The sequence below is a fragment of the Pseudoalteromonas sp. MBR-15 genome, from assembly GCF_053628915.1.
Genome location: NZ_JBRJHH010000012.1, coordinates 96,856 through 116,420 on the forward strand (window position 1 = coordinate 96,856; position 19,565 = coordinate 116,420).

Annotated in this window: 22 protein-coding genes; 16 read left to right on the top strand and 6 right to left on the bottom strand. The window is 41.6% G+C overall.

All coding sequences use genetic code 11. The features are described 5' to 3' along the window. Positions 1–32 precede the first annotated feature (32 nt). Genes ACSSVW_RS15820 through ACSSVW_RS15830 form a run of 3 tightly spaced genes read left to right on the top strand, consistent with a single transcriptional unit; the run spans position 33 to position 1,704 of the window. On the top strand, positions 33–353 hold the full coding sequence (locus ACSSVW_RS15820; protein ID WP_454179641.1) for an HI1450 family dsDNA-mimic protein: 321 nt from the start codon (positions 33–35) through the stop codon (positions 351–353). A gap of 11 nt (positions 354–364) precedes the next feature. Next, positions 365–1,207 carry a DUF481 domain-containing protein gene (locus ACSSVW_RS15825; RefSeq protein ID WP_118844560.1) on the top strand — a complete coding sequence of 281 codons (843 nt, stop codon included), beginning with the start codon at positions 365–367 and terminating at the stop codon, positions 1,205–1,207. 14 nt (positions 1,208–1,221) lie between these two features. Continuing rightward, positions 1,222–1,704, top strand: coding sequence for a hypothetical protein (locus tag ACSSVW_RS15830; protein WP_074989039.1), 483 nt, complete (start codon positions 1,222–1,224; stop codon positions 1,702–1,704). A gap of 55 nt (positions 1,705–1,759) precedes the next feature. Here the strand turns inward: ACSSVW_RS15830 and ACSSVW_RS15835 are convergent, their stop codons facing one another. Then, the gene (locus ACSSVW_RS15835) at positions 1,760–2,245 is read right to left on the bottom strand and encodes an FKBP-type peptidyl-prolyl cis-trans isomerase (protein WP_036966596.1); all 486 of its coding nucleotides are present in this window, start codon (positions 2,243–2,245) and stop codon (positions 1,760–1,762) included. A 12-nt stretch (positions 2,246–2,257) separates the two neighbouring features. Beyond that, a complete protein-coding gene (gene ygfZ, locus ACSSVW_RS15840) occupies positions 2,258–3,169 on the bottom strand; it encodes a tRNA-modifying protein YgfZ (RefSeq protein WP_454179643.1) in 912 nt (303 codons plus the stop codon). 120 nt (positions 3,170–3,289) lie between these two features. Between ygfZ and ACSSVW_RS15845 the strand changes: the two genes are divergently transcribed. Together ACSSVW_RS15845 and ACSSVW_RS15850 are read left to right on the top strand one after the other, a co-directional pair. Next, positions 3,290–3,541 (top strand): FAD assembly factor SdhE, encoded by a 252-nt coding sequence (locus ACSSVW_RS15845; protein WP_036966599.1) that lies wholly within the window; start codon positions 3,290–3,292, stop codon positions 3,539–3,541. Between the two features lie 157 nt (positions 3,542–3,698). Beyond that, a complete protein-coding gene (locus ACSSVW_RS15850; RefSeq protein ID WP_454179645.1) occupies positions 3,699–3,947 on the top strand; it encodes a hypothetical protein in 249 nt (82 codons plus the stop codon). Here ACSSVW_RS15850 and nadB read toward each other — a convergent pair. Further along, positions 3,916–5,538, bottom strand: coding sequence for an L-aspartate oxidase (gene nadB / locus ACSSVW_RS15855; protein ID WP_454179646.1), 1,623 nt, complete (start codon positions 5,536–5,538; stop codon positions 3,916–3,918). The two genes, ACSSVW_RS15850 and nadB, sit on opposite strands and share 32 nt — an antisense overlap. A 404-nt stretch (positions 5,539–5,942) precedes the next feature. Here nadB and rpoE point away from each other — a divergent pair, with 404 nt between their 5' ends. The 10 genes from rpoE to pdxJ all read left to right on the top strand — a co-directional run bounded on the left by rpoE (position 5,943) and on the right by pdxJ (position 14,467). Further along, positions 5,943–6,524: an RNA polymerase sigma factor RpoE gene (rpoE, locus tag ACSSVW_RS15860; RefSeq protein ID WP_036969086.1), complete on the top strand. Its 582-nt coding sequence runs from the start codon at positions 5,943–5,945 to the stop codon at positions 6,522–6,524. A gap of 1 nt (position 6,525) precedes the next feature. Continuing rightward, the gene (locus tag ACSSVW_RS15865; protein ID WP_036966603.1) at positions 6,526–7,152 is read left to right on the top strand and encodes a sigma-E factor negative regulatory protein; all 627 of its coding nucleotides are present in this window, start codon (positions 6,526–6,528) and stop codon (positions 7,150–7,152) included. 4 nt (positions 7,153–7,156) lie between these two features. Beyond that, positions 7,157–8,113 (top strand): MucB/RseB C-terminal domain-containing protein, encoded by a 957-nt coding sequence (locus tag ACSSVW_RS15870; RefSeq protein WP_036966604.1) that lies wholly within the window; start codon positions 7,157–7,159, stop codon positions 8,111–8,113. Between the two features lie 3 nt (positions 8,114–8,116). Continuing rightward, positions 8,117–8,566, top strand: coding sequence for a SoxR reducing system RseC family protein (locus ACSSVW_RS15875; RefSeq protein ID WP_036966606.1), 450 nt, complete (start codon positions 8,117–8,119; stop codon positions 8,564–8,566). A gap of 70 nt (positions 8,567–8,636) precedes the next feature. Further along, the gene (gene lepA / locus ACSSVW_RS15880) at positions 8,637–10,424 is read left to right on the top strand and encodes a translation elongation factor 4 (protein WP_036966608.1); all 1,788 of its coding nucleotides are present in this window, start codon (positions 8,637–8,639) and stop codon (positions 10,422–10,424) included. A gap of 26 nt (positions 10,425–10,450) precedes the next feature. Continuing rightward, a complete protein-coding gene (gene lepB, locus ACSSVW_RS15885) occupies positions 10,451–11,386 on the top strand; it encodes a signal peptidase I (RefSeq protein ID WP_036966610.1) in 936 nt (311 codons plus the stop codon). Between the two features lie 2 nt (positions 11,387–11,388). Continuing rightward, positions 11,389–12,066 carry a ribonuclease III gene (rnc, locus tag ACSSVW_RS15890; protein ID WP_036966612.1) on the top strand — a complete coding sequence of 226 codons (678 nt, stop codon included), beginning with the start codon at positions 11,389–11,391 and terminating at the stop codon, positions 12,064–12,066. Continuing rightward, complete coding sequence (gene era / locus ACSSVW_RS15895) at positions 12,056–12,988, top strand: GTPase Era (protein ID WP_036966614.1); 933 nt, start codon at positions 12,056–12,058, stop codon at positions 12,986–12,988. Before rnc ends, era begins: the two co-directional genes overlap by 11 nt. 17 nt (positions 12,989–13,005) lie before the next feature. Continuing rightward, entirely contained in the window at positions 13,006–13,692 is a 687-nt protein-coding gene (recO, locus tag ACSSVW_RS15900) for a DNA repair protein RecO (protein ID WP_182395323.1), read from the top strand. 43 nt (positions 13,693–13,735) lie between these two features. Continuing rightward, the gene (gene pdxJ, locus ACSSVW_RS15905; protein WP_036966619.1) at positions 13,736–14,467 is read left to right on the top strand and encodes a pyridoxine 5'-phosphate synthase; all 732 of its coding nucleotides are present in this window, start codon (positions 13,736–13,738) and stop codon (positions 14,465–14,467) included. Positions 14,468–14,538: 71 nt separating this feature from the next. On the opposite strand, the gene ACSSVW_RS15910 is transcribed toward pdxJ, so the two are convergent. Genes ACSSVW_RS15910 through barA form a run of 3 tightly spaced genes read right to left on the bottom strand, consistent with a single transcriptional unit; the run spans position 14,539 to position 18,159 of the window. Then, the gene (locus tag ACSSVW_RS15910) at positions 14,539–14,865 is read right to left on the bottom strand and encodes a hypothetical protein (RefSeq protein WP_199525152.1); all 327 of its coding nucleotides are present in this window, start codon (positions 14,863–14,865) and stop codon (positions 14,539–14,541) included. A gap of 12 nt (positions 14,866–14,877) precedes the next feature. Beyond that, positions 14,878–15,354 carry an energy transducer TonB gene (locus ACSSVW_RS15915; protein WP_075593794.1) on the bottom strand — a complete coding sequence of 159 codons (477 nt, stop codon included), beginning with the start codon at positions 15,352–15,354 and terminating at the stop codon, positions 14,878–14,880. 36 nt (positions 15,355–15,390) lie between these two features. Further along, positions 15,391–18,159 (bottom strand): two-component sensor histidine kinase BarA, encoded by a 2,769-nt coding sequence (gene barA / locus ACSSVW_RS15920; protein WP_036969088.1) that lies wholly within the window; start codon positions 18,157–18,159, stop codon positions 15,391–15,393. Positions 18,160–18,239: 80 nt separating this feature from the next. Here barA and rlmD point away from each other — a divergent pair, with 80 nt between their 5' ends. Beyond that, positions 18,240–19,565: a 23S rRNA (uracil(1939)-C(5))-methyltransferase RlmD gene (rlmD, locus tag ACSSVW_RS15925; protein WP_421418717.1), complete on the top strand. Its 1,326-nt coding sequence runs from the start codon at positions 18,240–18,242 to the stop codon at positions 19,563–19,565.

Here is a 19,565-nt window from a genome sequence, read left to right on the forward strand (position 1 = left end):
AACGCAGTTTGCATGTGCAGAGGGTTTAAGGAATGGCTGTTCCACGCTTATATAGTGAAGAAGAAGTAACGCATCAGGCGTATGATATCTTTTTAGAGTTAGCACCCGATAACTTAAGCGAACAAGATATTAATGATTTTAACGAGCACAGAGAAGAGTTAGGTTTTATCGAAGAAAGTGAGCCTGACGATCAATGGCAAGATTTTGTTGCATTAGAAATTGAACCTGAGCTGTTTGTACAAGTCTTAGTAGGGCTTGAGTTTGATAACCAAGATATTTTATTTGCCAAGATTTTAATTAGCCGAGATAAAGATGCACCGTTTTGCCACATTCTCTGGAAAGATAGCGAATAACTCTCCAGCCGATGTTTGACTCTACTTTTTGTTGTCTTAGTACAATTAAACGTGTTTTTTTAGCCGCCTTACTGCTTAGCAGTTGGCAGGCTATTGCTGTTGATCCATTTGAAGATTTTCATGAATACGGGCAGTTGTCAGAAGAAGAAATCCATAAAATCCATAAAGGCGAAATGCTGTATGGTGATATGGAGTTCGGTTTTATGGTAAGTAGAGGCAATACCAATTCAACGAGTTTCAAGTTCAAAGGTAACCTTTATCAAGACTTTGAAAAGTGGCGTAATCAATTCAAAATAGACACGCTTTACAAACGCGATCGCAATGAAGAAACCGGCGATGAAGAAGTATCAGCAGATCGTATTTTTGTCTCGGGGCAAGGAAACTATAAGCTGAACGTGAAAAATGAGTCTTTTTTCATTTACGGAGATTACGAAGAAGATAAATTTAGTGGTCTTGAGTTTAAGAGTACGGTTGCAACAGGGTATGGCAATCGTATTTATCAAGGCAGTAAAAATAAAGTCGATATAGACGTTGGACCGGGCCTTTATCGTTCAGTTGCCGATCAAGAAATTGCAACGGAAGAAGACGAAACAAAAACCGGTTATCTGCTCCGTTTAGCGTTGCAATGGGAGCGTACCGTTTCTGAGCGCACACGCTTTAATCAAGATGTGAGTTACGAGCAATCTTTGTCAGGTCTTAACTCGCGATTAAAGTCAGAAACATCATTGATCAGTAAGATTATGGGCGATGTGTCACTTAAATTTACCTATATGTATCGCTACAACTCAAAACCAGAGGAAGACAAGCTTAAGTATGACTCAGAGCTAAGTGCGACCTTTGTTTATAGCTTCTAATTAGAGAATTCTTTATGTATCAACATAAGCAATACGCAGTGTTTATTTTTGTTGTTTTGGGCTGGATAGGTGGTTTTCTTGCCTTGGCGTGGAACTTAATCGGCGCAGATGTGCCATTAATGGGGTTTTGCGCCATTTTAGTGTTAGTGGCTTTTTTATTTCATAGCTTAACCATCAAAGTAACTGATAAAACAGTGAGCTGGGCATTTGGGCCGGGTGTATTTGGTAAAACGGTGAGCTTTGACGACATTGAATCAGTCAGAGCGGTCAGTAATTCATTTCGCCATGGAATTGGTTTACGTATAACCCACGATGGCTGGGTTTACAGTGTATCAGGGTTTAAAGCTGTAGAATTAGCAATGAAAGATGGCACTCACTATCGTTTAGGCACCAACGACCAAGAAGGCTTGCTAGCGGCATTGCAGGCACACATAACTGAACCTGAATCTAAGCCAGAGCCGGAACATAAACCAGAACCAGAGCAAGTGGATGATTAAATTAAGCGAATTAGTATAAAAAAAGCGCCTCAGGCGCTTTTTTTATACTACGGGTTTAGTGGCTGTGACCACAACCGCCTTCACCGTGCACATGACCATGTGCTAACTCTTCTTCTGTTGCATCACGTACTTCAAGTACTTCAACATCAAAGTGTAAAGTAATCCCTGATAATGGGTGATTACCATCAACAATCACTTCTTCATCTTGGATATCGATGATCATCACTGATTGATCGCCTGCATCGGTTGTTGCACGAAACTGCATACCCACTTCAATGTCCATCCCTTCAAACATTGACTTAGGCACAGCTTGCATTAAGTCGTCGTGACGCTCGCCATAGCCTTGGTCTGGTTCAACGGTAACACTGAAAGTATCGCCAGCTTCTTTACCTAGTAGTGCGTTTTCTAGGCCTGGGATCAAGTAACCTGTGCCAACGATAAACACCAGTGGTTCACCATCAAACGAGTTGTCGATGGTGTTTTTGTTATTATCCAATACTGAATAATGCATTTTTACCACTTTGTTTTCTGCTGCGATCATAGTCATTCCTATTTATTCATCTTCGAGAGAGTAAGGCAGAGCTTGAATCGATAGCTCAACCTGAGGGAGGTGTTTAGCACGTAATAATTGGCCTGTTTCATTGTCATTCGGTAACACAACGAGTCCCATTAAAGTGCGCGTTTCTTGATTATAACTTTGACTGATAAGCTTGCCAGCGCGACGCCAGTTTTCACCCATTTGTGTTTCGAGTTCAAGCTCATCGAGTAAACCATCTGCTTCACCCGCAACGATATACATGGCGCGCTTGTTTTTGCCAAGATACTTCATACGGGCAACGGTTTCTTGGCCTGTGTAACAGCCTTTTCTAAAGCTGATACCGCCAATCGCGTGTAGGTTAACCATTTGTGGCACATATTCGCCAATGGCCTCACTGTTAAGTGAAGGCTCACCCGCGGCAATCGCTGCTTGTTGCCATTGGGCATCGTTATCGAGTGCAATAACGTTTTCGGGTAAACTAAAGTCACTATTGACCATGAGTAACACGCGGTTTTCTGCAAGCTTAAGGGCTTTACCGTCGGCAAAATCGACAGCCGTTTGCTCATCATTAAATTGAATATTAAGTGCCTCTAGCACCTGTGAGAGGTCATCACCCATCAAACCAATTAATGGCTTTTCACAGGGTTCTATTTCAACAGCAGAAAAGACCGCATATTTTTTTAACTCAACCAGAGACTGCTCAACTTCGGCTTTAGAACCAACAAGGTAGTAACTGTCTTGGTAGGTAAACAAGCGAAAAACGCCCCAAAGCTTACCTTTGGCATTACAGTGGCCCGCCCACAAGAACGTATCATTAGTGAGCTTATTGATATCCTGTGTAATTTGTCCGTGAAGGTAAGACAACTTATCTTTACCTGTTAGGCTGATAAGCGTATGAGATAATGGACTTGCGTAAACAGTCGACATAAAAACCTTCTTTACGATATAAATGAGTGCTAATGATAACTTAGTTAGGGTGGCAATTTAAATAGCTGTTTATTCGATAGCAATTTGTTAAACTGCTGACAAATAAGTACGAGGTTTAAAATGACTGAAATTCACAGTAAAGAACGTATTCGTTGGGCATGCCGTCGTGGCATGTTAGAACTTGATGTTTTATTTATGCCATTCGTTGAAGAAGCGTTTGACTCGTTAAGCAAAGAGCAACATGCCACATTTCAACGCTTACTAGAATGCGATGATCCAGACTTGTTTGCATGGTTCATGGGTCACGAAACGTGTAAAGATCCCGAGCTTAATAGCATGGTCTCATTAATTTTAGACCGAGTTCGTGTATAGATTTAGCGTTAAACAAAACACACCAGACCACAAACCCTTTGTGGTCTTTTTTTGCTTTATAGCCATCATACTTAGCTTTGCGTATCAGCAACTTTTTTCTCAATGTCTTGTTTTCGTCTCAAGCTTTATTATTGGGGTGATTAGCTATAAAAAAGTAATGCAATTACAGCCAACACATGGCGCTATTATTTTAGAACAGTCACAGCTTCGTTTTTTAAATAATCGTGTGCAAATGCAAGGTGCGATAAGCCCCAAGAGTAAGATCTTTTCGAATTTTGTGGTTATAAAACTAGCGGGATTTTATAAATCACACTGGCTGATTATAACGGCAGCCAGTGTTGATGAGGTAAGCTTTTCACGCTTAAAGCGGGCAATTATTGCAGTGCAGCAACCGACTTCGGTGTAAGTACCGTAGGTGTTGGGTTTTCATTTTGCGCTGGATAATCAATGGTGTAATGCAAGCCTCGGCTTTCTTTACGTTCCAGCGCACTGCGAATAATCAGTTCAGCGACTTGTACTAAGTTACGTAGCTCTAATAAGTTGTTAGAAACTCTAAAGTTAGCGTAGTAGTCGTGAATTTCCTGTTGCAGTAATTCAACACGATGCAATGCACGTTCTAAACGTTTAGTTGAACGCACGATGCCAACGTAATCCCACATAAATAACCGTAGTTCATGCCAGTTATGCGTGATAACAATTTCTTCGTCAGAGTTCGTAACGCGGCTTTCATCCCACAGCGGTAGTGTTTCAAGTGCAGGACTTGCATCAATTTTACTCAGAATATCCTGTGCTGCTGCGTGGGCAAAAACAATGCATTCGAGCAATGAGTTGCTCGCCATTCGGTTTGCACCATGCAGACCTGTGTAAGCAACTTCACCAACTGCATACAAGTTATCTAAATCAGTACGTCCATTAAAGTCAGTCATGACACCCCCACAAGTATAATGGGCTGCAGGGACGACAGGAATAGCTTCTTTGGTGATATCTAAACCAACACTTAAGCATTTTGCGTAAATTGTCGGGAAATGCTCAATAATAAAATCTTTATCTTTGTGGCTAATATCTAAATAAACACAATTAGCGCCTAAGCGTTTCATTTCAAAATCAATCGCGCGGGCAACAATATCGCGGGGAGCCAGTTCTTCACGTTCATCAAAGTCTTTCATAAAGCGTGTGCCATCGGGGCGTTTTAAGTACGCACCTTCACCACGCATTGCTTCGGTAATTAAAAAGTTTTGCAGCTCAGGGTGGTACAGGCTCGTAGGGTGGAATTGGTTAAATTCCATATTGGCAACACGGCAGCCCGCTCGCCATGCCATGGCAATACCATCGCCACTCGATACATCGGGGTTAGAGGTATATAAATACACTTTACTCGCACCGCCTGTCGCCAGCGCAACAAACTTGGCTGCAATTGTTTCTACTTTTTTGTCTTCACAATTCCACACATACAGACCGTGGATGTGTTTACCTTTTCGGCCTAAGCTTTTATCACCAATTAAATCAATGGCATTGTAGTTTTCTAATAAAGTGATATTTGGGTGGGCTTGCACTTGGCTGATAAGCGTAGTTTGAACGGCGCGACCTGTCGCATCGGCAGCATGCAAAATGCGGCGATGACTGTGACCACCTTCGCGCGTTAAATGAAAACGTTCTTTACCTTTTGAATCAAACTCCATATCAAAAGGCACACCTTGCTCAATTAACCATTTTAAACATTTTTTGGCATTACTGGCAGTGTAGTGCACAGCGTCGCGGTCACATAAACCACCGCCAGCATCGAGCGTATCTTGAACATGCGACTCAATACTGTCATTTTTTTTATCAAAAACCGCGGCAATACCACCTTGTGCATATAAAGTAGAGCCTTCAGTTAATGCGCCTTTGCTAAGCACGGTTACGTTACAGTGATTAGCAAGTGATAAAGCAAGCGAGAGGCCAGCGGCGCCGCTGCCGATAATAGCGACATCAGTAATGTGATGTTTATTTTGGTTCATGTCTGTGGTCTTTGCAGTTACAATGCTCTGGAAATAGTGCTAAAAGTATGAGCAAAAAAAATTGTATATGATATACGTATATGTACCATATTTGCCGTAACACTATTAGTCATTTTAATACGTTATACCAATATTATTAGGTTTATCGTCACTTAAACAGCGAATTTTTAACTGTTTAGCATTGTGAATCAAACTGACTTTGAATAGAGATAACCGTTGAATTATCAGCAGTTACTAGGATTGTCGAGTAATAAGATTGGTATAACTCACATTATTTGCGTGCTATTTTATAAAAAAATTATTTTAAACTGAACTTTTATATTCATGGTGCAGTCATAGTTTGTGTAAACAATGGCGAGTATATGAATAGCAAGCAAGAATCAAACAGAGGAGTACCGGCTCGAATGAGCGAGCAGGATTTGGATTTAGCGCTAGTAAAAAGGGTCCAGCAAGGAGATAAAAACGCCTTCAACCTATTAGTTAGAAAATATCAGAATAAAATTGCAGGTTTGATCTCACGTTATGTTTCAAACCAAGGTGATGTTGCTGATGTCGCACAAGAAGCCTTTATTAAAGCTTATCGTGCTTTGCCTAACTTTAGAGGTGATAGCGCCTTTTATACTTGGTTGTACCGTATCGCCGTAAATTGTGCTAAAAATTACTTAGTTGCTCAGGGGCGTAAGCCGCCAGCTAACGATGTTGATGCCGAAGAAGCAGAATTTTATGACAGTGCAGACGCAATGCGTTCAAACGCATCGCCAGAAAACCTGTTATTAAGTGACGAAGTACGTGCTGTAATTTTTAATACGATTGATAGTTTGCCTGAAGATCTTAAAACTGCGATTACCCTTCGTGAAATTGAAGGTATGAGCTATGAAGAAATAGCCGTGGTTATGGATTGCCCCGTGGGGACGGTACGTTCGCGTATTTTCCGTGCCCGTGAAGCGATTGACAATAAATTAAATCCATTAATAGGTGAGTCTTAGTATGACAAAAGCAGACGTTAACAAGTTGGATAATGAGCAGTTATCCGCATTACTTGACGGCGAGCAGCAGTTAACTGATGAAGCGATTACAAACGACGATGTAACAACATTTGGTCGTTATGCAATGATCGGTGACGTAATGCGTGCTGAGGCAAATAACAGCGCCTTCAATTTTGACATTGCTGATGCAGTGGCAGATGCACTCGAACATGAACCTGTGTACGCAGATTTCGCGAATAAAACAACGGCACCAAAAAGCGAAGAAATCGTGGCGGCAACAGGCACCGACAATGTTGTTGCATTTAATTGGCGTCGACCCTTTGCCCAAGTAGCGATTGCTGCAAGTGTGGCTATGTTTGCGATTGTTGGTGTACAAACACTGCCGCAAAACAGCGAATCACCGCAGAGCGAAATTCCTTTATTACAAACAACACCACTAACCGGTGTGGCATCACCTGTCAGTTACTCATCTGAGCAACCTGCACTTGAAAATGCCCAACAAGGTTTACGCGAATTACAACAGCAACGTATTGGTGCGCTTGTACTTGAACACCAACGCCAAGCACGTGTTGCATATTCGCTTGAAAAGTCACAAACTGCGGCTAACGCAGATGAGGAAAAAAACTAATTAAATGAAAGTGTTTACTTTTATTTTGTCGCTGGTGTTAATAGCTCCCGCTTTTGCCAGCGACGAAAACCCCGCCAAAGCATTATTACTCGATATGGCTGAAGCCGTTCATACCCGCAATTTCGACGCATCGTTTGTCGTCGTTAAAGGCCAAGCAATGGAACCTTATCGCTGGCTGCATGCCAAGCAAGGTAATGTAGAGCTTGAACATTTAAGTTTACTGAATGGCGCAGGGCTTGAAATGGCTCGCGTAAACGATCAAGTGACTTATTTTGAGCCCCATTCAGAGCCATATTCTGTGCAAACTGATTCAATTGCAGGGCCTATTCCTGAAGTGCTTTTTAAAGATATAGAGCGTTTAAGTGCGCAGTACGATTTTGTACTAGGCGGAAAAGGTCGTATAGCAGGGCGCTCAGCGCAGCTTGTGCGTATTGAGTCAAAAGATGAGTACAAATTCAATTATTGGATATGGTTAGATTTAGAATCATCACTGTTATTGAAATCAGCGTATGTGAACCACAAAGGTGAAATGCTTGAGCAATTACAGTTGACCCACATTAGTGTGACAGAGCAACCTGCACAGATGCTGTTAGAAATGCAAAATCGTGATTTTCCTCCTCCGCTTCCGGTCAGTGAAATTGATAACGAAAGCACAGGCAGTGCGGTTAATAATTGGAAAATTGGCTGGTTGCCAGCAGGCTTTAAATTATTAAAGTCAGACCGTCACAAGTTAGATTTAAATAACGAACTAACCGATTACTACTTGTACTCTGATGGTTTTGTTGAGGTTTCTGTGTTCGTACAAAGACCACTGCCTGGTAAACGACCCAGTGGGGCGCTGTCATCGGGTGCGACAACCGTGTATGTTCACAATGGTGGTAGCTTTGACGTGTCGGTTGTTGGTAATATCCCCGCTATGACAGCCAAAGCCATTGCAGAGTCGGTAGCGCGACCTCTTTAAATAATGATAGAACAAACACTCACTGTCGTGTCGGTAAAAGGCACGACAGCCGATTTAGAAGCCGAGCAAAAACAAGCCTGCGCAGGATGCAATGGCCGTTGTGGCTCGCAAATCTTTGCCAAGTTATTTGGTACTGCCAAAAAAACATTCCCATACACTTTCGACAGTGAGCTAAAAGTCGGACAAAAAGTCACCTTAGCATTAGACGATAGCCACCTTGTAAAACACGCAATGGCCGTGTACATGTTGCCGTTATTATTTAGTTTAGGGTTTGCTTTGGCTGCTTTTTCAGTGTTTTCGCTTGCTGAGGGGTGGCAAATTTTAGCTGCTGTATTAGGGGGCTTAACTGGCTATGCGATAGCTAAATCAAGGGTTAAGAGCCTAAAACATGATATTAAAGTAATAAAAATTCACCCAATTACTATTCCTTTCACTCAAATAGATGGTGATTAAAGCCAATTAAATGTAAAATTGCCGCTTTATACACTTAGTCCATTTTATATAGAAGTTTAGAATCCAGTTTATGAAGCATATCCGTAATTTTTCGATCATCGCCCATATCGACCATGGTAAATCGACTCTCTCTGACCGTCTTATCCAAGTTTGTGGTGGTTTAACAGACCGTGAAATGCAGCAGCAGGTGTTAGACTCAATGGACATCGAGCGTGAGCGTGGTATTACCATCAAAGCGCAAAGTGTAACACTCAATTATACAGCCAAAGATGGCGAGACCTACCAATTAAACTTTATCGACACACCAGGACACGTTGACTTCACTTACGAAGTATCACGTTCGCTTGCTGCCTGTGAAGGTGCGCTTTTAGTTGTTGATGCTGGTCAAGGTGTAGAAGCGCAAACACTTGCTAACTGCTACACAGCGATTGAAATGGATTTAGAAGTTATTCCAGTACTGAATAAAATCGACTTACCGCAAGCGGACCCACTTCGTGTTGCAGAAGAAATCGAAGACATTATTGGTATTGATGCGCTTGAAGCCGTGCGTTGTAGTGCAAAAACAGGCGTGGGTATTGAAGACGTACTCGAAGTTATTGTTAAAGATATTCCGCCACCAGTTGGCGACAAAGATAAGCCATTACAAGCGCTTATTATTGATTCATGGTTTGACCCATACCAAGGCGTTGTGTCACTTGTGCGTATTAAACACGGTGAATTACGCGCGGGCGATAAAATTAAGATCATGTCGAACGAACAAGTTCATATCGCAGATAAAGTGGGTATTTTCACACCAAAACAAACTAACACAGGTTTATTAAAAACCGGTGAAGTAGGCTTTGTTATTGCTGGTATTAAAGAGATTCATGGTGCACCTGTTGGCGATACAATTACGTTACAGCGCAACTCTGCACCAGAGCGTCTACCGGGTTTCCAACGCATTAAACCACAGGTTTACGCGGGTATGTTTCCAATTTCATCGGATGATTATGAATCATTCCGTGATGCGCTAGATAAACTTAGCTTGAACGATGCATCGTTATTCTTCGAACCAGAAAACTCAACTGCACTTGGTTTTGGTTTCCGTTGTGGCTTCTTAGGTATGCTACACATGGAGATTATTCAAGAGCGTCTTGAGCGTGAATACGACATTGATCTTATTACTACGGCACCTACGGTAATCTACGAAGTAGAAACCAAAGAGGGCGTTAAACAGATTGATAATCCATCTGATCTTCCGCCGGTAAACAACATTCTTGAAATCCGTGAGCCAATTGTTGAGGCTAACATATTAGTTCCGCAAGAGTTTTTAGGTAACGTTATTACGCTTTGTGTTGAAAAGCGTGGTGTACAAACTAAAATGAACTATCACGGCAAGCAAGTTGCGGTAACGTATGAATTACCGATGGCTGAAGTGGTTATGGATTTCTTTGATAAGTTAAAATCAACAAGCCGTGGTTTTGCTTCGCTTGATTATAACTTTAAGCATTTCCAAGCATCAGACATGGTACGTGTTGACGTACTTATTAATGGTGAGCGTGTAGATGCATTAGCAATTATTGTACACCGTGATATTGCACAATCGCGTGGTCGTCAGTTAGCTGAAGCGCTTAGAGAGCTAATTCCGCGTCAACAATTTGATATTGCAATTCAAGCGGCAATTGGTCAGCATGTTATAGCGCGTACAACGGTTAAACAATTACGTAAAAACGTAATTGCAAAATGTTACGGTGGTGACGTGAGCCGTAAGAAAAAGCTTCTTCAGAAGCAAAAAGAAGGTAAAAAGCGAATGAAGCAACTAGGTAACGTTGAAGTACCGCAAGATGCATTCTTAGCTATCCTCAAAGTTGGTAAATAATTAGAAGTAAATAAAGGAATTAATGCATGGCGGGTTACTTTTCGATTTTTTTAGTGTTGTTAACGCTAGGCTCAGGCTTAATCTGGTTAATTGACCACTTTATGTTTGCGCCTAAACGTCAACAGCGTATCGCCCTTGCTCAAAACGCGGCGGGCGGTGAATTAGACGAAGAAACCGCTGCATTAATTGCACCAGAGCCAAGTATTACTGAAACGGCTAAATCAATCTTTCCGATGATTGCGGCTATTACTATTTTCCGTTCATTTATTTTTGAACCGTTTCAAATTCCATCAGGCTCAATGATGCCAACATTACTTGTTGGTGACTTTATTTTGGTACAAAAGTACTCATACGGCATTAAAGACCCAATTTGGCGCACCCAACTAGTGGATGTGGATGAGCCAGAGCGCGGTGATATTGTGGTATTTAAATACCCATTAGATGAGCGTATTGATTACATTAAACGTGCCATTGGTTTACCTGGCGATAAAATTGTTTATCGCAATAAGCACCTTTATATTCAGCCAAAATGTGAAGAAGGTGTCGAACAGCAAGGTGATTTGCTGTGTAATGAATACAATAAAATAGATATGGAAATTCTCAATAGTGACGAGTTCAAGCAAGGGTCAATGAATTTAGTGCGTTTAGAAGAAAACCTAAGCCCATTGAATCACAACATTTTGATTAACCCAGAGGCGCTTGAAATGAAAGGCCGTTATTATCAACAACCGGGTACACGCTCTGACGAGTGGGTTGTTCCTGCCGATCATTATTTTATGATGGGTGATAACCGTGATAACAGCCAAGACAGTCGCTTTTGGGGCTTTGTGCCAAAAGAAAACTTGGTAGGTAAAGCCGTCTTTATATGGATGAGTTTTGAATTTGAAAATGGCCCAGATGACTTTTTACCAGGCTGGGTTCCAACTGGTGTTCGTTTTGAACGCCTAGGTAATATTCAGTAACGATGAAAAAAAACGTAACAGAGTTATACAACAAAATAGGTTATACATTTACTGATCAAGCTTTGCTTGAACAGGCAATGACGCACCGCAGCCACAAAGGTCAACATAACGAGCGTTTAGAGTTTTTAGGCGATTCGATTTTGAGCTTCGTGATTGCGAATGCGCTTTATACTAAATTTCCAAAAGCACGTGAAGGCGACTTAAGCCGCATGCGCTCAACCTTAGTACGTGGTCAAACACTGGCTGAGTTTGGCCTTGAATTTGGTCTGGGCGATTACTTACGCTTAGGGCCTGGCGAGCTGAAAAGTGGTGGCTTCCGTCGTGAATCGACTCTTGCCGATGCAGTAGAAGCCATTATTGGTGCCGTGTTCCTAGACTCAAGCATTGAACAATGTGGTGAGTTAATCTTAAATTGGTATGAATCACGCCTTGATGCAATTTCTCCTGGCTTAAACCAAAAAGATCCAAAAACATTACTTCAAGAGTACTTACAAGCGCGCAAATTATCGTTACCGGGCTACACTGTCATTGATACAAAAGGCCAAGCGCACAATCAAACATTCACGGTTGAATGTATTGTTGAAGGGATGGATAGCATTATCTCAGTAGGGAGCTCGCGTCGTAAAGCCGAGCAAAAAGCTGCTGAAAAAGCCTTAAAGATACTTAAAAATGAATCTTGATGATTTAATTAGCAAAGAACCTGCAGAGCTTGATACGCACTGTGGGATGGTGGCCATTGTTGGTCGTCCAAATGTGGGTAAATCGACCTTACTTAACTACATTGTTGAGCAAAAGGTGAGTATTACCTCGCGCAAACCACAGACCACGCGTCACCGTATTATGGGTATTCATACCGAAGGTAAATACCAAGCAGTCTACGTTGATACACCGGGTCTACATGTTGAAGAAAAGCGTGCCATTAACCGTTTAATGAACCGTGCTGCATCCAGTTCGATTGGTGATGTAGAGCTGATTATTTTTGTGGTTGAAGGCACTCACTGGAATGAAGATGACGAGATGGTACTGAATAAAGTCCGTCAAAGTGGTCGTCCAGTGTTATTGGTTATGAATAAAATTGACCAAGTAAAAGACCGCGACTTAGTGCTTCCACACATGCAGTTTTTAGGCAATAAATTTGATTTTGTTGGCATTATTCCTGTCTCAGCAAAACAGGGTAAAAACATTGAGCTTATAAAAGCAGAAGTAACCAAGCGTCTTCCGCTGTGTGAGTTTTACTTCCCTGAAGATTATGTGACAGACCGTTCGATGCGTTTTATGTCGGCAGAGGTTATCCGTGAAAAGCTAATGCGTTTTATGGGTGATGAATTACCGTATTCTGTTACCGTTGAAATAGAGCAGTTTAAATGGCTCGATAACGGCGTGTGGCAAATTAATGGCCTGATCTTAGTTGAGCGTGAAACGCAAAAACGCATGGTTATTGGCAATAAAGGCGAAAAGCTAAAAGTTATTGGCCGTGAAGCACGTAAAGACCTTGAAGAGATGCTTGATAACAAAGTATTTTTAGAACTTTGGGTTAAAGTGAAGTCTGGCTGGGCTGATGATGAGCGTGCGCTACGCAGCTTAGGCTATGGTGAAGATTAAGCTTAGCTTGAGACGCCATGGATAGCGATTTCTACACAGCATACTTGTTGCACCGACGTCCATTTAGTGACTCACAAGTAATGCTTGATATGCTGGTAGAAGGCGTGGGTCAGCTTAGAATGCTGGCCCGTATTAGTGGTCGCCAGGCCACTAAACATAAAGCACAACTGCAACCTTTCCAATCACTGCTGGTACAATACAGCGGTAAATCAGATTTAAAATACATTAATCGTTTTGAACCCCATGGCACGCAAACCATGCTCACGGGGACTGAGTTGTATTGTGGATTTTATTTAAACGAATTAACCAATCGTATCGTACCTATCAATGAACCCATGGAAAGTGTTTACCATTTGTATAAACAGCACTTGAGTGATTTATCGGGTACTCAACATTTGCAAGCAGTGTTACGTTCGTATGAATTTCAGTTACTCGAATTGCTCGGTTATGGAGTTGATTTTAGTGTCGACGCGCACGGTGATGAGATCATTGGCAGTGCCAGTTACCAGTACTTTGCTGAATATGGCTTTTTGCTGCATGACGACCCGCACAGTGGTTTTTCAGGTGCGCAATTAAATGCCATTGCTGCCCATGACTTCAGCGCGCCTGATGTGTTATATATGGCAAAGCAGTTAAGTCGTTACTTACTCAAGCCTTTACTCGGTAAAAAGCCATTAAAAAGTCGTGAGTTATTTATTAAGTAGGCTGAATAGCAGCCGTTAATCGTTGTTTTAAACAGGTAAAAAAATGAAAGATATTCTTCTTGGTGTAAACGTTGATCATATTGCCACTTTACGCCAAGCGCGTGGCACAAGTTACCCAGATCCTGCTCATGCAGCCAGTGTTGCAGAGCATGCCGGTGCAGATGGTATCACCATTCATTTGCGTGAAGACCGTCGTCATATTCAAGACCGTGACGTGTATGTAATGGCTAAAACCATTCAAACGCGTATGAATCTTGAGGTTGCCGTGACTGATGAAATGATTGATATTGCGCTTGAAGTAAAACCCGCTTATGTGTGTTTAGTGCCTGAAAAACGCGAAGAGCTAACAACAGAAGGCGGTCTAGACGTAGTGGGTAACTTTGAAAAAGTAAAAGCGGCGACTGAAAAATTAACGGCAGCGGGTATTAAAGTATCGTTATTTATTGATGCTGATAACGCGCAACTTGATGCTGCTAAAGCCTGTAACGCACCGTATGTAGAAATTCATACTGGCGCGTATGCAGATGCAGAAAACGACGAAGAGCTACATACAGAGCTTGAGCGTATTCGCAGCGGTGTACAATACGCCCACGGTCTTGGTTTAATTGTAAATGCTGGTCATGGCCTGCACTACCACAACGTAAAACCAATTGCTGCAATGCCAGAAATTTACGAGTTAAACATTGGTCATGCGATTATTGCGCGTGCCGCGATTGACGGCCTAGACAAAGCAGTACGTGATATGAAACGCCTGATGATTGAGGCGCGTTTGTAAATATAAGCTTCAAGCACTTTTAAGCAAGTATTGAATTGAGAGCGCGGTGGATGTTGTATCCAGCGCGCTTTTTATTTCATCAAATACGCAATAAATTGTGCAAGCAATGAAGATAACAAAGGTGAAATACAGAGTAGAGTAACGATGTACTGATGCTTTTTCTTAAAGCTTTTTAAAACACCATCATCAATGGCCGACAATTCGCCTTGTTTAATTGAATGAAACACAATTGAGTTGGGTGTTGCTCTCATTAAGCGGGCTTTACTTTCGTATGTTTGCCACTGCTCAGCGTAATTGATTTTTACGTAGTTATTAGCTTCTTTACTTAGTTCTTTATAGCGAAGAAAAAACCACGTGAGTGAAATAGCGCTAAAGAGAATAAGTAAGATAAAATACAAAGCAGGCTCCCTTTAATACTTCACAATTCGTGTACCCGTAGAATAAATAATATCGCGACTAGGGCATGAATAATTAGGTTTTAGTGTTCTACAAGATTGCTCGGGTGTGTCAAAACAAAAATCAAAGCGAGTTTGGGTTTTCACCGCTTTATCAGTAATATTTTGCGGCAGCTCATTCCAGTGCCAATGCGTGATTACTTCTTTTGCTGCATCGGCAAATACAGGGTGAGTAGAGGCAACTACCTGAATATCTTTAATCTCATTGTGTGGCGTAATAACATACTCAATGGTCGCGCACCCTTCTGTTGCTTGGATAACTGCTTTTTTTGGGTATCTGGCAGGAAAGCGCTCAAGTTGCTGCCATTTTGGTGTTTTCAATTCATCATAGCTAACTGATAAATCCGCATACTCTAGTGTCATCGGTTTATCTGCAGTTGAAGCACAGCCAAAGGCAAGTAAACTGCCCGCTAGAATTAAATAACTTTTCATTTATATATTCCTTTATATCGTTTTATTGAGCGGCTTTTATCGTTGCTGCTCTACCATGCCTGCATCACTTAACAAATTATTCAGCTCATCAATAAGCTCAAATAATTCAGGTTCAATATAATTTAAATCACAATCGCCTTTGAGTGACGTTTCAAGGGTTTCGGCAAGCGATTTTAGCTTTGGTACGCCGGTGTAACAACATGCGCCATGGAACTTATGCACGATGCTAAGTACATGCTCACAATCTTCATTTTCTATTGCTTCATTGAGTAGACGCAAGGTCTCAGGCACGCTGAGTAACAGCATATTGAGCATTTCAAGAGCGAGTTCTTCTTTGCCGCCTGCGCGCTGTAGCGCAAGCTGCCAATCTAGGCGTGTGCTCTCAAATGGAGGTTCAGATTGAACGGCAACTGTTTTGCTTCGCTCTCGGTTAATAGGGGATTGTGGGCTATGATCACTAATGATCTGCTTTAGCATATCTTCGTCAATCGGTTTGGTTAAATAACCTTTAAAGCCATCTTTTAGCAGCTGCTCTTTTTCACCAGCCAACGCATGCGCTGTTACCGCAATAATTGGGGTGTCTTCATTAAGTGATGACTCACGAATAAGCTTACACGCTGTAATGCCATCCATAATAGGCATTTGAATATCCATAAATATTAAGTCGTATTTATGGCTTTTACTTAAGCTATAGGCTTGTGAACCATTATGGGCGGTATCAATGAGCTCAATTTGTTCATCTAATAGCGTACAAATAAGTTTTAGATTTGCGTCATTATCATCAACAACCAGCACTTTTAATGGCAGTAGTTTTTCATCGCCTTGCTCAATATTGTGTACCGGATGATCAAGGCGATACGGGGCTGCTAATACTTCACATAATTTACGATGATTAAGTGGTTTACTTAAACAGGCATCAGCACCACTACCCACAAAGGCTTCACGCATATTATGCGACACCGTATTGAGCATAATGTATAAATAGTCAGTGACAGGTCTTACCGCTTTAACGTAGCCTTTAAGCTGCTGCATATCATCGATTGTTGCGGTGTGACCGATAATACAAATATCGTAACTAAAGTCTTTGTTTATCTCGTTTAAGAAACTTTCTTCATCAGTACAGGCGGTAACTTGTGTTTGCCACTCATTCAACAATGACAAGGTTGCTTGGTGCGTATGTTCGTGCGGTTCTAAGTATAGAATGCGTTTATTAATCAGTGATTGAGTTGGTAAGTCACTGGTGATTGAATTAGACGGCGTTCTAAACACCGCATTAAACGTAAAGCAGGTGCCATTACCGGGGGCTGAGTTTAAGGTAATGCGGCCGTTCATGGCTTCAACAATATGCTTGGTAATAATTAACCCTAAGCCTGTGCCGCCAAATTTGCGGGTAATACTTGAATCGGCTTGGCCAAATGGTGTGAATAAAGCATCTTGCTTATCCATAGGAATACCCACACCGGTATCGGTTACCGACACCAAAATAGAGGCTCGCTCTTCATCAAGCAAACGATAACCGACATCGACTTTAATAGACCCTTTTTCGGTGAACTTTATCGCATTACTGAGTAAGTTAATTAAAATTTGCTTAAAGCGAGTCGGGTCGCCAGTTAAGTTATCGGGCACTTGCGGGTGAATAAATATAGATAGCTCGAGTTGTTTTTCGTGGGCGCTAGGAGCAAGCAATGTTAATACTTCATTGATGGTATCGCGCAGTTGAAACTGCATCGATTCGAGTTCCATCGCACCGGCTTCTAATTTCGAGAAATCTAAAATATCGCTGATAATGGTCATTAAGCTGTTAGCAGACAACTCAATCGTATCGAGGTAATCCTTTTGGTGTTTATTCAGAGGCGTTTTATATAGCTGACGCGTAAAGCCAATAACCCCATTTAAAGGAGTACGTAATTCGTGACTCATTTTCGCTAAGAAATCTGATTTAACACGGTTGGCATCTTGAGCATCTTTTTTTGCAATACTCAGCTGAATATTTTGTGTTTCGTACTGTTCGAGTGTTTCTCGGTAATCTGCAGTGGCTTGGTCAATGTGCTTTTGCATTTCATCGCGTTGCATCACCATGGTGTCTGAAATCGTATTAAGTCCTTCACGAAGGAGCTCAAATTCGCCAAACATTTTTTGATCAAGGCCTGTATCGACTTTACCCTCATTAAGTTTATCTGTAGCAAGTACTAACTTATTAAGAGGTTGAATAAACATACGCGATAATCTAAACGCCAGCACGGTTGCTAAAACAAGCGCCAGTAAAATAACCACACCACTCACTAATAACGCACGTTGTTGACCAATGATGGCCTGCTGTTTATTGAGCATGATCACCACAGTGCCTAAAGAAGCCTGATAACTATGGTGATTCCATATCATGTCTTGGCGGCTATGATTAATAATAGCTGTTGAAAAGGTTAAATAATGTTCTGAGCTTTGCATATGAACACCGTCTAATATCGGTTTGTTCGTGTTCATCAGCTCTCTAAATTCACTTTGATATTTACTGAAAATAACCAGCTCGTTATTTTCATCAAAAATAGCAATAGACTGAATAGCAGGCGAGTGTTTGTTGTGAGTATGACTAACTAAACGAGTTAACAGCGCTTTATTTCGTTTAAGTAAAGGTTGCTCTACAGCGATAGCAAGGGGCTCAATGATGGTCTCGCCTTGTTGATACAAAATTTCATCGAGCTCAATGTAACGATTTATTGTAAAATAACCGCCCAGCAACAAGCCTATGATCACAGTCGGTATAAGTGTGAGGGTTAAGACTGAGTCACGTAAGCCAAATTTAGTCATAAAAGATGTTGTTATCATTATTATCGTAGTTTAAGAGTATATACTTACTCCCGCTTTATCAATAATTAAGGTGTTGCCCGATGGCACAGATTTTCAAAGCTAAAAAGAAATCCGTCTCACAAAAAATGCTCACACTCACCGTTTCGGCCATGGATCACCAAGGACGAGGTGTTGCAAAGCAAGGCAGTAAAGTGTGCTTTGTGAACGGTGCGCTGCCCGGCGAGGAAGTTAAAGCACAGCTCATTGACGATAAGGCACGTTTTGCCAGTGCTGATTGCAAAAAAGTATTGCGCGCGTCAGCGCATCGAGTAACGCCTTTTTGTCAGCATTATCAAGTATGTGGTGGTTGTCAGTTACAACACCTCGATGCATCGCAGCAATTAGTTGAAAAGCAAGCAGCCGTGAGCCAGCTATTCAGTAAATTTGCCAAAGCAGAGAATTTAAATTGGCAAGCGCCACTTGTTAGTGAAGCGCGTCATTACAGACGATCGGCACGTGTTGCCGTAATGCATGATAAAGCCGCGAAAAAAATGCGCGTAGGTTATCGTGCTCAAGGGTCAAAGCAGCTCGTGAGTATTGAGCGTTGTGACGTGCTTTCAACTAAATTTAGCGCGTTATTTACGGTCTTTGATGAACTGATAAATAACCATGCAGGGCTAAGCTGTATTAGTCACTTACAACTGTGCGAGGCAGACAATGCCGCTTATGTTGTCATTCGCCATACAAAACCAATTAGCAATGCGCTTAAAACGGTTGTTGAGAAAGCCTGTGATGAGTATCAATGGTGCCTAGTATGGCAATCACACAGCGGTGAGATTGATCACACTCATCATCCAATGCCGTACTACACTATACCAGAGTATGACTTAACCTTTGAGTTTGGCTTAGAGAACTTTGTGCAAGTAAATCCGCATGTTAATCAAGCCATGTTACATCAAGCAAAAGAGTGGCTTGATTTACAGGGTCATGAACAGGTATTAGATTTATTTTGTGGTATTGGTAATTTTTCATTATTGATTGCAAAGTATGCAAAACACGTTATTGGTGTCGAAGGAGTGGATTCTGCGGTTGCATTAGCGAAACAAAATGCGCAAACTAACTCATTATCGAATACCGATTTTTATTGCTTTGATTTAACTCAATCAATGCAATCAGCTGCGTGGTTCAGCAAAGACATTGATGTATTGGTGCTTGACCCGTCACGAACTGGCGCTATGGCTATTTTAGAGCAGTTACCACTTACTCAGTTTAAAACGATTTTATATGTCTCTTGTGATCCTGTTACTTTAGCCCGTGACAGTGCAATTATTTTACAAGCAGGCTTCAGCATTGAAAAAATTGGGCTTATGAATATGTTCCCGCATACAGGGCATATTGAAACGATGGCGTTATTTCACAGGAGGTAA